This is a genomic window from Actinomyces sp. oral taxon 175 str. F0384 (genome assembly GCF_000223355.1).
Classification (GTDB): domain Bacteria; phylum Actinomycetota; class Actinomycetes; order Actinomycetales; family Actinomycetaceae; genus Actinomyces; species Actinomyces oris.
This window is the reverse complement of the sequence record NZ_AFUR01000002.1, coordinates 98,905-112,452: the sequence shown is the minus strand read 5'-3', so window position 1 is coordinate 112,452 and position 13,548 is coordinate 98,905. Positions and strand designations below refer to the sequence as shown.

The following is a 13,548-nucleotide window of genomic DNA, read 5'->3' as shown; positions in this document are numbered from 1 at the left end:
TCGAATGCCCCCGGCGCACGAGGGCGCACAGCGGCTGCAGTCAGGCCTTGGGAACCTCGATGCCGATGCGCCGGAGGCCATCGGCCTGCGCGCTGTTCGGATCCAGGGGCCTGGCGGCGGTGAGGATGACGCGCACGCCCTCAGGGGTGGCGACTTCGACCTCGCGGGAGTTCCACGGCGTGATGCGCGGGCCGGTGACGCTGCCCGGTCGGCGCTGCTCGCAGGCCGCGGCGATCTCGTCGATCTGGGACAGGACGCAGGAGAAGCTGACGCTCATCGAGGGGCCATCGGCCGGGGCGGGTGCCTGCTGCGCCGGCACCAGGAGGACATCCTGGAAGGCCCAGCGGCGCAGGTGCACCAGCTGGCCGGGAATGCTGAACAAAGTGAAGAAGCCCAGCGCCTCAGTCCAGAAATCGACCGAGGCGTCCAGGTCCGGTGTCGGGACGGTGACGAACATCGGCATGCCGTAGATGCCGTGGAAGGGCTCGGGCGGTTGGGCGTCCTCACTGGGCGCGGGCACGGGGCTCATCTCGAATGCGTTGAAGGTGCTCATGCGGGGCAGCCTCATCCCTCACGCCACGTGAGGGTCAAGGTGATCCGCGTTGCTGTTGGCCCCGCAGTTGGGGACATTCCGCGCGGCGGGGTGCGGTCTCGTCCGGACGGGGACAACCTGCGCATACGGGGACGGGATTCCTGTCCCCGTAGGCGTCGATGGCACCCGCCGGCGGCAAAGTGTCCCCAACGGCGTCGAATGCCCCCGGCCGTGACGATATGCCCCCGTCATGGTCAACAACGCCGCCGTCAGAACGGAGCCATCGCGGAGACGACGAGGTTGCTGCGAGGCAGCGGCTCACGGCGAGCCAGCGCCCGGCACCAGTCGTCGGCGGTGGTCACCGCCGCCCAGTTGGAGTGCAGCAACGCCATGAGCGTGGTGTGAACCGTACGAGCATCGGCCTTGCCGGCGCGGTTGCGCAGGTTGATGGCGCCGACGGCGTCAGAGAGCACCTCTGTGGCCAGGCCGATCGTCTCTCCCCAGGCCGCCGAGGCCAGGACGCAGTTATTCACCATGAAGCCGACGAGCGTGACGGTATTGACGCCCTGCTCGTGCAGCCATGCGGCGAGGTCGGTTCCCGCGTAGATCGACCCGTGGTGCTTGACGACGCTTTTCCACTGCGGGGTCCGTCGGCACTCGATACGCGGGCAGAGCTCGAAGCCCTTCCCGCCGGGGGCGAAGATCGCGCCGCCGGGCGGACCGGCGTGCTGCACGCAGGCCACGGGGAGTCCGGCGCTCTCGGCGGCGTCGAGCGCCCGCTCGATCTGCTCCAGGCAGTCGCGCAGGCGCGGGTAGCGAATGCGCAGCGGAAGGCGGGCGTACTCATTCTGTACGTCGACGAGAACCAGAGCCCTGCTCGGGACGGTTCGTCCCGGTTCATCTCGATCAGTCACGGTGTCTCCAAACGTGTGCGCCGTGGCGCGGCGGTTGCGTAGTGACACTCAGGATGTGCGATCGGACTGGTGTCCACCAGTGGCGCATATGCTACGTATCGATGGTTTCACGCCAGGTGTTGAGGGACACCGGTTCGGCGCCAGGCGGGACGTACTCAGGGAGGTCGCATGCATATCGCCGTCTACGCCTTCGACGGCATCACCATGTTCCACCTGTCGATCCCCCAGATGGTCTTCGGGACCGTGAGCCGGCTGGGTCTTGCGAACTGGCAGGTCTCACTGTTCACCACCACCTCCGAGTCGGTGACGCCCCCACAGGAGGCCGCGGCTCCCGCGGAAGGTGCGGGCCCACCGCCGTCCACCGCACTATCGCGCACCGCCGCCATCCGCACCTCCGAGGGCTACATCCTTGACGGCCTGGGAGGTCCAGAGCTGGCGAGTGAGGCCGACGTCGTCGTGGTCCCCGCGTGGTTCGTCGACGGACGCCCCACTGGGGAGGAGCTGCGCTCCCTCCTGAAGACCGCACATGCGCGGGGCGCTTGCGTTGTCGGCCTGTGCCTGGGGGCGATCCCCTTGGCCGAGGCCGGTCTCATCGGCGGGCGCCGAGCGGTGACGCACTGGCGGGCCTTCGAGCCGATGGCGCGCGAGCACCCTGAGATCGCGCTGGACGAGTCGGTCCTCTACGTGGACCATGGCGATGTTCTGACCTCGGCGGGTGCGGCGTCGGGCCTGGACACCTGCCTCCACCTGGTACGCACGCACCTGGGGGCACAGGCCGCCAACGAGGTCGCACGCCAGCTCGTCATCGCACCGCATCGCGAAGGCGGGCAGGCACAGTACATCGAGCGGCCGGTGCCGCCGCGCGCCGACGACGACCCGATCGGCAGCACGGTGGCCTGGGCGCTGGAGCACCTGGGCGAGCCGCTACCCGTGGAACGGCTGGCGAGGACGGCACAGATGAGCACCCGTTCCTTCATCCGTGCCTTCCGGGAGTCGACCGGCATCGCGCCTGCGGCATGGGTGCGCGCGCAGCGGGTGCGCGAAGCCCAGCGCCTTCTGGAGAGCACAGACCTGGCGGTCGAGCAGGTGGCCTCGAGCTGCGGCTTCGGCAGCGCCGTCACTATGCGCCAGGCCTTCGCCCGGATACTGAGCACGACACCGTCGGCCTACCGACGCCGGTTCCGCACCGTTTCTCCCGACCCCGCCACGACGTGAGGCCACACTGACATCCGAGGCCACACCACCGGCGACATCGATGGGGACATCGACAGGGACATTCCGCGCGGCGGGGTGCGGTCTCTTCCGGACGGGGACAACCTGCGCGTGCGGGGACAAGATTCCCGTCCCCGTACGCGTCGATGGCACCCGTCGGCGGCAAAGTGTCCCCGACGGCGTCGAATGTCCCCATCAGCGCGCGGGGCCGCCCGCGCCTCGATCGACCAGGACGCCGACGCCACCGATCTCCGGCCGCGCGCGAGCCCCTCACTCCGCGGGCGGCTCGACGACGAGCGACGCCTCGCCGGGGGCACACACCTCGGCGCGAGGCGCCTGCGCCACCCGCGGTATGATTCGGGTATGACTCAGAAGATCGCGGTGAGCCTCCCGGACGAGCAGGTCGTCTCAATTCGTCGCGCGGTCGAGCAGGGCCGGGCGCCGTCGGTGTCGGGCTTCATCAGCGCAGCGGTCGCTCGCGCACAACGGGAGGACGACCTCGCCCAGCTGCTGGACGACCTTGATCGCGAGCTCGGCCCCGTCGACGACGCCGACCTGGCCTGGGCGGACAAGGCACTGGGACTGGCGTGACCACCACCAGCAAGAAGAGCGTTAAGGGCCTGACTCTCGACACCGGCGCGCTGCTCGCACTCGAGCGCGGGGACTCGCGGGTCCGCGCACTCCTTCGCCGGGCACTAGAGAGGGGACTGCCCCTGAGCGTGCCAGCCGGCGTCGTGGCACAGGCCTGGCGGGGAGGCCCTCGGCAAGCCCGCGTCGCGCGACTACTGGCGGATCCCAGCGTGCACGTGGCGCCTCTGGATGACATGACGGCGCGAGCCGTCGGCCTGCTGTGCGGACGCAGCGGACACCGGGACATCGTTGACGTTCACGTCGCCCTGCTGGCGGAGGAGCAGGGGCACACCGCGGTGACCTCCGACCCTGAAGACCTGAGCGTGATCCACCCCGGTCTCCCACTCATCACGGTGTAGACGAACGCCGCAAACCCCGGCTGCAAACCCCTGCCGGCGACATCGACGGGGACATTCCGCGCGGCGGGGTGCGGCCTCTTCCGGGCAGGGACAGCCCACGCGTGCGGGGACGAGTTTCCTGTCCCCGTACGCGTCGATGGCACCCGCCGGCGGCAAAGTGTCCCCGACGGCGTCGAATGCCCCCGTCAGCGCACGGGCCCCAGTCCTCGACCATTGGAACGCAAGCGCGGCCGACGCACCCGCCCGCGCGAGCCCCCTCACTCCGCAGGCGGCTCGACGACGAGCGGCGCCTCGCCGGGGGCGTGCACCTCGGCGCGGGGTGCCGGTTCCAGGGCCAGGCTCACGTGCAGCCGCTGACCCTCCTCGCCCACGGCGTCGTAGGACAGTCGTGGGTTGTCCAGCTCGGTGACCTCGGTGCGGGCGCGCACGAGCCAGGGGTGGCGGCGTCGCAGCCCGATGAGGTCCTGGTGGAGGCGCAGCATCCAAGCCCCCTGCGGCGCGAGCCCGGACGGCGTGGCCGGAAGGGCGGGGCGGACCTCGTCGTCGCCGCCGAGAGTCTCGGTCTTCACCCCCCGGAAGGCCTGCTCGTCCCCGTAGTAGACGCTGGGCACGCCACCCACGGTCATGAGCAGGACGACGGCGAGCGCCGCCCCGCCGGCCCCGACCTTGCTGGCGATGCGGGTGACGTCGTGGTTGCCGACGAAGGTGGCCGGGACGAACCGGTCCAGCAGCTCGTTGTGGCGCTTGAGGCACCAGTCGAGCTCGTAGAAGTTGACGTCGGCCAGCGAGCTCCAGGTGGCCTTCCACAGCTCGTACTGGGTGACGGTGTCCACGGTGGAGGCCTCCACGAAGCCGGCGTAGTCGCCGTGGATGACCTCGCCCATGAACCAGGCGTCGGGGTGGCGCTCGCGCACGGCGGGCAGGACGCTCGCCCAGAAGGCGGGGTCGACGGCGTAGGCGGCGTCCAGGCGCCAGGCGCTCGCGCCGCGGTCGAGCCAGTGGGTGAGCACCCGCACGGCCAGGTCGCGCACCTCGGCGGAGTCGTGGTTGAGGGCGGCCAGGGACTCATGCCCCTCGAAGGTGGCGTAGCCGGGGCCGGTCGGTCCGGCATCGCTCCCGCCAGCACCGTCCCCGACGGCGGCGTCGTCGAAGCGGAAGAGGCCGCGCTCTTCTCCCCCGGCGCGGGCGGCCCGGAAGAGGGGGTGCTCGGTGCCGACGTGCCCGAGGACGCCGTCGAGCATGAGGGCCAGGCCCCGGGTGCGGCAGGCCTCGGCGAGGCGGTCGAAGGCGGCGTCGTCCCCCAGGCGGGGGTCGATGCGCAGGTGGTCGGTGGTGTCGTAGCCGTGGGTGGATGAGGCGAAGATGGGGCCGAGCGACAGGCCGTTGGCGCCGAGCTCGACGGCGTAGTCGAGCCAGGGCTCCAGACGGTCCAGGCGCGCGGGGGCGCCGGGCTCGGTCAGCGGCGTACCCGATTCGGGGCGAATGGGGGCGCCGGTGGCGCCGAGGGGGTAGACCTGCCACCAGATGGCGTGGTCGATCCAGGAGGGGGCGGCGGATCGGCTCATTCCAGTTGACTCACTCGTCATGTCTCAAGGGTGCCACTCCTGGGTCGTGCAGGCAGCGCTATGACCCGTCCGACGCGACACCGGGCTGCACCGGGCCGCCTGCGGGGCGCCGGGCGACTGGCGGCAATGAGATCTGGGACCGCCCCCGGCGAACAACCCCCGGAGCCGACAGTCCGGCCCACAGATGCGAACGTGGGGCCCACCTCGCCAGGAGGTGGGCCCCACGTGATGGAGTCAGCGCGTCGGCGCGAGCCTCAGGCTCAGCGGACAGGCTTGCGGACCTCGGCGGAGAGGAACCAGGCCTGCTGCTCGAGCTTGCCGATGAGGTCCTCGACGATGCCGGAGGAGGTGGGGTCCTCGGAGTCGACGTCCTCGTCCACGCCGCGCAGGGTGGCGACGACGGCCTCGATGGCGGAGACGATGTAGGCGACGCCCTCGCTGGTGAGGATCTCGCCCTCGGGGGCAGCCGGGAGGGTGGTGGCGGCGGAGACGGTGGCCGGGCGGCCGTCGGGGACGGCGCGACAACTTCGCCCCGTGGGGCTACCTCGGAATCCTCGACGACGCCTGCCTGCGTTGGGTGCACGCAGACTGCCCCCACTCCCAGCGCCACAGCCTCATCGACGCGACCCTGGGCTGCCTGGAAGGAGCCCTGGGCGACCGGAGGAAATGAAAGCGGGCGAGCCCAGAATCGGACTATCTGCCTCCATCTACTCCGGGAAGCCCCGGAGAACCATGCGGATCCGAGGTACGCCGTGAACGATCCGTTTAGGGGCGACATCTGCCTGGCTTGCAGTCGGGCGCTGCAAGCCAACCGGCCAGGGGGGCATTGCAAGTCCAGATCACCGTTCCAGCAGGACACCCAGCAGTCCAGAGACGGTGGTCAAGCTGCTGAAAGCTGGCGATATGCGACATCGAGGACAAACGAGCCCGAGAACGCAACAAGGAGAAAGGACTGCCACCCTCCACTCCGGTTCCTCAGTACGCCACCGAGGCTCGGGCGACCAGACGAATTAGCACCACTCCTTCCGGTTGAGCGGGACCTCCGCTCCTCACTGGAAGGAACTGGTCATGGCCACGTCAACGAATGCCCACAACCGCCGCAACCGCACCGGAGCGCGATCCTCCAGCACGAAGAAGCGTCAGCCGTACACCGAACAGGACGCGGCCGATGCCATGAGCCGATGCTACAGCCCGATGACAGGGATCGTGTACCACGTCAAGCGCTACGACACGTCTGGCCTCAGGGCCGCCAAGGTCATCGCCCTGAGCAACGAGGACTACTCCCAGGAGATCATCACCCCCCTGGCACAGATCGCCTACTCGTGCTCCGAGGTCAAGCGGACCTGCCAGCGCCACCACGACGCCAGTCGGCCGATGAGCAGGGCCCGCCTATTCGAGGACACCAACCGTCTGGGTGCGTGGACACCGAAGGGAGAGCGGTCGCCGAGCCACGACACCCCACCGAACCAGGCCGCGCGGACGACGGCGCAGCCGTGTCCTGAGTGCGTCTCGATCGTCTGGGAGGTCCTCTTCGGGTTCCAGGACGGCGACCGTTACGTCAAGGGAGTCATCCCCGTCCTCAACCGCCTTGGCGACAAGAGCTCCGGCACGCGCCAGTCCTTGGCGCAGCTGCGAACCACGATCAACAACGTCGTCATCGACCAGCACCGTGCTCGTCAGGTCTCTGCGGGGCGTCCCGCCAAGCCGGCAGCCTCTGTCGCCTGCCTCCACCTGGCTGACCCCGCCACAGAGAGGATCGTGACGGACTACTTCACCACCCGGTTGGCCACCGGCTGCTCCCACCGCGAGGGCGTCGAGAGCGCAGCGCTGGATCTCCTGGGCGGCCAGCCTGAGATGACGATCGAGGACGCACGGTCAACGGCAGACGCCGCAATCGCCCAGGCCCGGAGAGAGGTCGGCGAGGAGCGTTGGCAGAGCACCATCACGGCCGTCATTGTCACCCGGTCAGCGGCCGAACCCGTCAGCCTGGACCAGAGCTTCGACGCCGATGAGGACAGCACAAGGTCGGGCTACGCCCTCCTGGACTCCCTGGACACCCCGCTCCCGAGCACCGAGCCCGTCAAGAACCCGACCGTCGGCGCCAGGTCGCGGAACAGCTCCCACGCTGCCGACAAGGAGCTGCGGACCGTGTTCCTGAAGGCTCTCCGAAGCGCCCTGGGCGACCCGGCCAACAACGGTCGCAGCGACCTGGAGGTCGCTATCTGCGTCATGGAGACACTCGCCGAGGACTCCTCCACCGCCAACCTCATGTGTGGGCCGTTCCAGGAGCAGTACTCGGGAGAACGCGCCGGTGAGACCGTGCGCGAGCTACTTCGAACCAAACCGGAGGCGCGCGCCACCCTCCGGGCGCTGGTCGAGGAGAGCCGCCACGAGGTGGGGCGCCCGCAGGAGTCCCGGAGGGCCGAGAGATGAGCGGGCCGCCTTCGGGCGCACACGTCCTCTCGTTGACGGACGCGGTGACTGCACGCATCCGTCATCAAGGGCGTGGCTACAAGCACATCAACGTTCTGCACACCCCCCTCCGCCCAGCGGAGGGACGGCTCACCCCTGCCCCGACTCCTGCCGGAGTGGACCAAGGAGGTCCTGTCGCACCTGCTGGCCAAGGACCCGGTCCCGGTCTACGTGATCGCACCGTCCCAGGAGGCCGACGCCGTCTCAACTCCACTGACAGCAGCGTTACGCAGGTACACGCCCCGGTGGCGTCACGCACCCACCCGGGTGCGAGTGGTGCGGGAGACCTCCCGACTCAAGGAGATACTCCGCGACTCCGTCCGCTCACCGGAACAACCGCACAAGGAGGTCCTGGTCATCCTCGACCGTTACCCGGATCCTGGGCTGTCGGAGGTGCGAGAGCTGGCTCGGCGGGTCGCGGACTGTCTCCACACCCCCTTGGTGGTCGTGGTGCCGGCCCGTGCCTGGGAAGAGCTTGAGGAATATGACCGCGCGTCGGCACTGCTCCCGGGTGCGGTCCTAGTGGACGCGCGCCCCCGTCCGGGGAGTCCCGAGGTGGTGTCCGCGCTGCGGGAGGATGCCCGCCGCTTGTCGGCCTTCCACTCGGTCACCATCCCGGAGCCCACGGTCCTGGCTGCGGCCTTGGCGCCGTCGGAGAACGAGGGCTGCTCCCAGCCGCTGCTGGGCAGACGCCTGTTGGACCAGTGGGCCACGTGGACAGTTCTCGACGGCGGCGACTGCGTGCGTCCACGCGTGGGCCGCGAGCCGCAGTCCGGCTGTTCCGTGTGCGCCGTCGACGAGCTGACCCTGACGTGCCTGCTGCGTTCAGAGGTCGTCGGGCAGGATGAGTCCTGCGCCGCGCTCGCCCGGCACGTGGTGCTGGGGCGGTCGGGGATGCGGCTGGCCTCGCAGCGACCGCGGTCGGCGGTGATGCTGGCCGGCTCAACCGGTACCGGCAAGACGCTGCTGGCGCGGACGCTGGTCAATGCGCTGCGTGAGCACGGTCAGTACGAGACCAGCCTCATCCGGGTGGACATGGGGGCGCTGACGTCGGGTCACCTGTCTGCCTCGCTGCTCGGTTCTCCGCCGGGGTACGTGGGTTCGGAGAACCGGGAGCAGTGGCTGACGTCGCGCATCGCGCGTACGCCGTCGGCGGTGCTGCTGCTTGATGAGGTGGACAAGGCGGATCCCGAGCTGCGTGACGCCCTGCTGCTGGAGCTGCTTGGGAACGGGACGGTCACCGACTATGCGGGCAGGACGGTTGACGCCACGGGCTTGGACGTCATCCTGACCGCGAACACGGGCGCGGGGGCGCTGACACGCGTCAGTACGGGTTTCGGTGAAGGGGGCGACCGGATGGAGACGGCGGAGGCCGAGGTCCGTCGTCTGCTGCCCCCGGAGGTGTTCAACCGGCTCGACGAGGTCATCTTCATGCACCCCTTCGACCGGGGTCGGATGATGATGGTTCTGGATCGGGTGCTGGAGCGCTTCGAGGACGTGAGTCGGGCGGAGGGCTTTCGCGTGACCGTGGAGGACAGTGTGCGCGACTGCCTGGTGACCGAGGCCCTGGCACAGCCCGACGGCGTGCGCAGGCTCCACCGGGAGGTGGAGCGGTGGCTGGTGGCGCCGCTTTTGGGCCGGGAGCCGGGACGCTACCGCGCAGTGATGTCGGCGGCAGAGCCTCAGGTCATCCCCGAGTAGTGCGCCCCGGTTCCCCATGCTCAGCACGGCGGAATCGGTATCGTGATGGCCTGTATCCCGCAGCAGGCCGGGACCGGCTCTCTCCGGCCGTGCGGCCATCAGAGAGAGGATTCGGCGATGGCTGATGACGGCTCCCGCGTTCCCGACAGCACGTCACGCGCCATCGCGTCGACGCTGTTTCAGGAGGCCGGAAAGGCGTTCCAGCGAGGCGAGTACGCCGCGGCCGCCGAGCGCTACGACGCCGCACGAGCCCTCTACGCCACCCTCCCAGACACCCAACACGACCAAGCCCGCTGCTTGTTCGGTGCAGGCTTCGCACTGATCCCCCTGGGTGAGTACGCCGCGGCCGCTGAGCGCTTCGACGTCGCCTTCGCCCTCTACGCCCCCCTTCCAGACACCCAACACGACCAGGCCCGCTGTCTCCACGGTGCGGGCCTGGCACTCAAGGCCGTGGGCGAGTACGCCGCCGCCGTCGAGCGCTACGACGTCGCCTTCGCCCTCTACACCACCATCCCCGGGACCGAAAGCGACCAGGCCGACTGCCTGTTCAACGCAGGCGCCGCACTGGGCAGCCTGGGCGAGTACGCCACCGCCACAAACCGCTTCGACGCCGCCTTCGCTCTCTACGTCACCCTCCCAGACACCCAACACGACCAGGCCGACTGCCAGCTCAATGCAGGCTTCGCACTGGTCGCCCTGGGCGAGTACGCCACGGCCATTGGGCGTTACGACGCCGCACGAGCCCTCTACGCCACCCTCCCAGACACCCAATACGACCAAGCCCGCTGTCTCCACGGTGCGGGCCTGGCACTCAAGGCCGTGGGCGAGTACACCACCGCCGCAGACCGCTTCGACGCTGCCTTCGCCCTCTACACCACCATCCCCGGGACCGAAAGCGACCAGGCCGACTGCCTGTTCAACGCAGGCGCCGCGCTGGGCAACCTGGGCGAGCACGCCGCCGCCACGAACCGCCACTACGCCGCCTTCGCCCTCTACGTCACCCTCCCAGACACCCAACACGACCAGGCCAAATGCCTGAACAACGCAGGCATCGCACTGCACGCCATCGGCGAGCACGCCACCGCTGCAGACCGCTTCGACGCCGCACGAGCTCTCTACACCACCCTCCCAGACACCCAACAAGCCCAGGCCCGCTGCCTGCTCGGTGCAGGCGCCGCGCTGGTCGCCCTGGGCGAGTACGCCGCCGCCGCTGAGCGCTGCGACGCCGCCTTCGCGCTCTACGCCACCCTCCCAGACACCCAACAAGCCCAGGCCCGCTGCCTCCACGGTGCGGGCCTGGCACTCAAGGCCGTGGGCGAGTACGCCGCCGCCGCAGACCGCTTCGACGCCGCCTTCGCCCTCTACACCACCATCCCCGGGACCGAAAGCGACCAGGCCGACTGCCTGAACAACGCCGGCAACGCGCTGCACGCCATCGGCGAGCACGCCACCGCCACGAACCGCCACTACGCCGCCTTCGCTCTCTACGCCACCCTCCCAGACACCCAACACGACCAGGCCCGCTGCCTCCACGGTGCGGGCCTGGCACTCAAGGCCGTGGGCGAGTACGCCGCCGCCGCAGACCGCTTCGACGCCGCCTTCGCCCTCTACACCACCATCCCGGGAACCGAAAGCGACCAGGCCGACTGCCTGCTCAATGCAGGCGCCGCGCTGGGCAGCCTGGGTGAGTACGCCACGGCCGTCGACCGCTTCGACGCCGCACACGCCCTCTACGCCACCCTCCCAGACACCCAACAAGCCCAGGCCCGCTGCCTCCACGGTGCGGGCCTGGCACTCAAGGCCGTGGGCGAGCACGCCACCGCCGCAGACCGCTTCGACGCCGCACACGCCCTCTACACCACCATCCCAGACACCCAACACGACCAAGCCCGCTGCCTCCACGGTGCGGGCCTGGCACTCAAGGCCGTGGGCGAGCACGCCACCGCAGTCGAGCGCTACGACGCCGCCTTCGCCCTGTACGCCACCCTTCCAGATACCCAACACGACCAGGCCCGCTGCCTGAACAACGCAGGCATTGCACTGCACGCCATCGGCGAGCACGCCACGGCCGTCGAGCGCTACGACGCCGCCTTCGCCCTGTACGCCACCCTTCCAGACGCCCAACACGACCAGGCCCGCTGCCTGAACAACGCAGGCATTGCACTGCACGCCATCGGCGAGCACGCCACCGCCACGAACCGTCACTACGCCGCCTTCGCCCTGTACGCCACCCTCCCAGACACCCAACACGACCAGGCCAAATGCCTGAACAACGCAGGCAACGCACTGCGGCACATGGGCGAGCATGCCACCGCCGTCGAGCGCTACGACGCCGCCTTCGCCCTGTACGCCACCCTTCCAGATACCCAACACGACCAGGCCAGCTGCCTGAACAACGCAGGCATCGCACTGCACGCCATCGGCGAGCACGCCACCGCCACGAACCGTCACTACGCCGCCTTCGCCCTGTACGCCACCCTCCCAGACACCCAACACGACCAGGCCAAATGCCTGAACAACGCAGGCATTGCACTGCACGCCATCGGCGAGCACGCCACGGCCGTCGAGCGCTACGACGCCGCCTTCGCCCTCTACGCCACCCTCCCAGACACCCAACACGACCAGGCCAAATGCCTGAACAACGCAGGCATTGCACTGCACGCCATCGGTGAGCACGCCACGGCCGTCGAGCGCTACGACGCTGCCTTCGCCCTCTACGCCACCATCCCAGATACCCAACAAGCCCAGGCCCGTTGTCTCCGCAGTGCAGGCCTCGCACTGCGGCACATGGGCGAGCACGCCACGGCCGTCGAGCGCTTCGACGCCGCACGAGCCCTCTACGCCACCCTCCCGGGAACCGAAGGTGACCAGGCCGACTGCCTGTTCAACGCAGGCGCCGCACTGGGCAGCCTGGGCGAGTACGCCACCGCCACAAACCGCTTCGACGCCGCCTTCGCTCTCTACGCCACCCTCCCAGACACCCAACACGACCAGGCCGACTGCCAGCTCAATGCAGGCTTCGCACTGGTCGCCCTGGGCGAGTACGCCACGGCCATTGGGCGTTACGACGCCGCACGAGCCCTCTACGCCACCCTCCCAGACACCCAACAAGAACAGGCCGACTGCCTCGACGCCATCGCCACCGCGCATTCTGCAGCGGGTCGCAGCACGGAAGCGTCCGACACACGCGCACAAGCCTCTTCCCTGAGAAGGACGTCAGAACGCGATGAGATCACCCGGGCGAAGAATATGCTCATGGCAATGGACGGGGCGGAATATCCAGCATCAACTGACGATCTTCGATGGGCGTTAGACGTGTTCCGCAAGAAACGCGGAACTAAAGCCCAACAGACCCTCTGCTTGATGTACCTCGCCGCCACAGCCTATGCTAACAACTCACCAGAAGAGGCACTATCATGGGTAGATCAACTCAGGACGACAGTAATTGAAAGCGGCAACGAAGAACTCGTCACCAAGAGCATCTATCTCCACGCATCAATGCTAAGCACAGAAGCCCGTTTTCGTGAGAACGAGCAGGAAGCAGCGGAACTCCTGGAAGAGAGCCTGCCCATGGCCATGGAGGCGGCGCTGCGGATGGACCAAGCCAGGTTCCGCCTTGCCAAGCCCAGCCAGCGGGAGACTTGGATCCGCAACCGAGCAGAAGACGTCATGAACCTCGCCATCGAGCTGGCAGCAGAGCTCAACCGCGCTGAGCTGGTGTCGGACCTCATCGCCACCTGGCGCACCGTGGGCGTTCTCGATCTCCAGATCAGCACCAGCTCCCCCGGGCCCGGCGACCTTGACGCCCGCACGCTCCTTACTTCTCATCTCCCACTGCTACCCGACGCGGCCCCTACCCTGCTTGCAGACGCCGGCCTGCCAGTACCCGGCAACGCCCCGCAGGCTGATGCCCCCGACGATTCCTCAGCCCTGGCCGCGGCGCCGCCCGTCGGATCCCAGACCGCGCTCTCCGGCACCGACCTACCCCGCCGCCCTGGCCCGCACCTGGTCATGCCCCACCACCGCACCGCCCTCGACACCTACAGCACCGTCCCATTGACCACCCTCAGCCCCGACCCCGAGCCCGTCCGCGCCACCTACCGCTGACAACACCCTCGGGGTGCGGGGTGAAGGTCCCGCCCCCGAGGATGGCTCTCTACCAG

9 protein-coding genes and 1 pseudogene are annotated in these 13,548 nt (G+C 69.1%); 6 read left to right on the top strand and 4 right to left on the bottom strand.

The window, feature by feature from the left end:
- Nucleotides 1-40: 40 nt before the first annotated feature.
- Both HMPREF9058_RS07290 and HMPREF9058_RS07285 read right to left on the bottom strand, forming a co-directional pair.
- A complete protein-coding gene (locus HMPREF9058_RS07290; protein ID WP_009747689.1) occupies nucleotides 41-553 on the bottom strand; it encodes a VOC family protein in 513 nt (170 codons plus the stop codon).
- 248 nt (nucleotides 554-801) lie between these two features.
- Nucleotides 802-1,446, bottom strand: coding sequence for an isochorismatase family protein (locus tag HMPREF9058_RS07285; RefSeq protein WP_009406635.1), 645 nt, complete (start codon nucleotides 1,444-1,446; stop codon nucleotides 802-804).
- 168 nt (nucleotides 1,447-1,614) lie between these two features.
- On the opposite strand from HMPREF9058_RS07285, the gene HMPREF9058_RS07280 reads away from it, so the two are divergent.
- From HMPREF9058_RS07280 to HMPREF9058_RS07270, 3 genes are all read left to right on the top strand, one after another.
- Nucleotides 1,615-2,661: a GlxA family transcriptional regulator gene (locus HMPREF9058_RS07280; RefSeq protein ID WP_009747657.1), complete on the top strand. Its 1,047-nt coding sequence runs from the start codon at nucleotides 1,615-1,617 to the stop codon at nucleotides 2,659-2,661.
- Between the two features lie 360 nt (nucleotides 2,662-3,021).
- Nucleotides 3,022-3,249, top strand: coding sequence for a toxin-antitoxin system antitoxin subunit (locus HMPREF9058_RS07275; RefSeq protein WP_009406615.1), 228 nt, complete (start codon nucleotides 3,022-3,024; stop codon nucleotides 3,247-3,249).
- Nucleotides 3,246-3,647, top strand: a complete 402-nt coding sequence (locus HMPREF9058_RS07270; protein WP_043537897.1) for a PIN domain-containing protein — start codon at nucleotides 3,246-3,248, stop codon at nucleotides 3,645-3,647. Before HMPREF9058_RS07275 ends, HMPREF9058_RS07270 begins: the two co-directional genes overlap by 4 nt.
- A gap of 257 nt (nucleotides 3,648-3,904) precedes the next feature.
- Here HMPREF9058_RS07270 and HMPREF9058_RS07265 read toward each other — a convergent pair whose 3' ends face one another.
- Nucleotides 3,905-5,233, bottom strand: a complete 1,329-nt coding sequence (locus HMPREF9058_RS07265; RefSeq protein WP_043537896.1) for an alpha-amylase family protein — start codon at nucleotides 5,231-5,233, stop codon at nucleotides 3,905-3,907.
- Nucleotides 5,234-5,472: 239 nt separating this feature from the next.
- Nucleotides 5,473-5,730: pseudogene (locus HMPREF9058_RS14010) on the bottom strand (DNA starvation/stationary phase protection protein); the annotation flags it as partial.
- 550 nt (nucleotides 5,731-6,280) lie between these two features.
- On the opposite strand from HMPREF9058_RS14010, the gene HMPREF9058_RS07255 reads away from it, so the two are divergent.
- The 3 genes from HMPREF9058_RS07255 (at nucleotide 6,281) to HMPREF9058_RS07245 (ending at nucleotide 13,492) form a co-directional block, all read left to right on the top strand.
- Nucleotides 6,281-7,645: a hypothetical protein gene (locus HMPREF9058_RS07255; protein WP_009406651.1), complete on the top strand. Its 1,365-nt coding sequence runs from the start codon at nucleotides 6,281-6,283 to the stop codon at nucleotides 7,643-7,645.
- A gap of 72 nt (nucleotides 7,646-7,717) precedes the next feature.
- Nucleotides 7,718-9,385 (top strand): AAA family ATPase, encoded by a 1,668-nt coding sequence (locus HMPREF9058_RS07250; protein WP_009747701.1) that lies wholly within the window; start codon nucleotides 7,718-7,720, stop codon nucleotides 9,383-9,385.
- Nucleotides 9,386-9,502: 117 nt separating this feature from the next.
- Nucleotides 9,503-13,492 (top strand): tetratricopeptide repeat protein, encoded by a 3,990-nt coding sequence (locus HMPREF9058_RS07245; protein ID WP_009747655.1) that lies wholly within the window; start codon nucleotides 9,503-9,505, stop codon nucleotides 13,490-13,492.
- Nucleotides 13,493-13,548 lie beyond the last annotated feature (56 nt).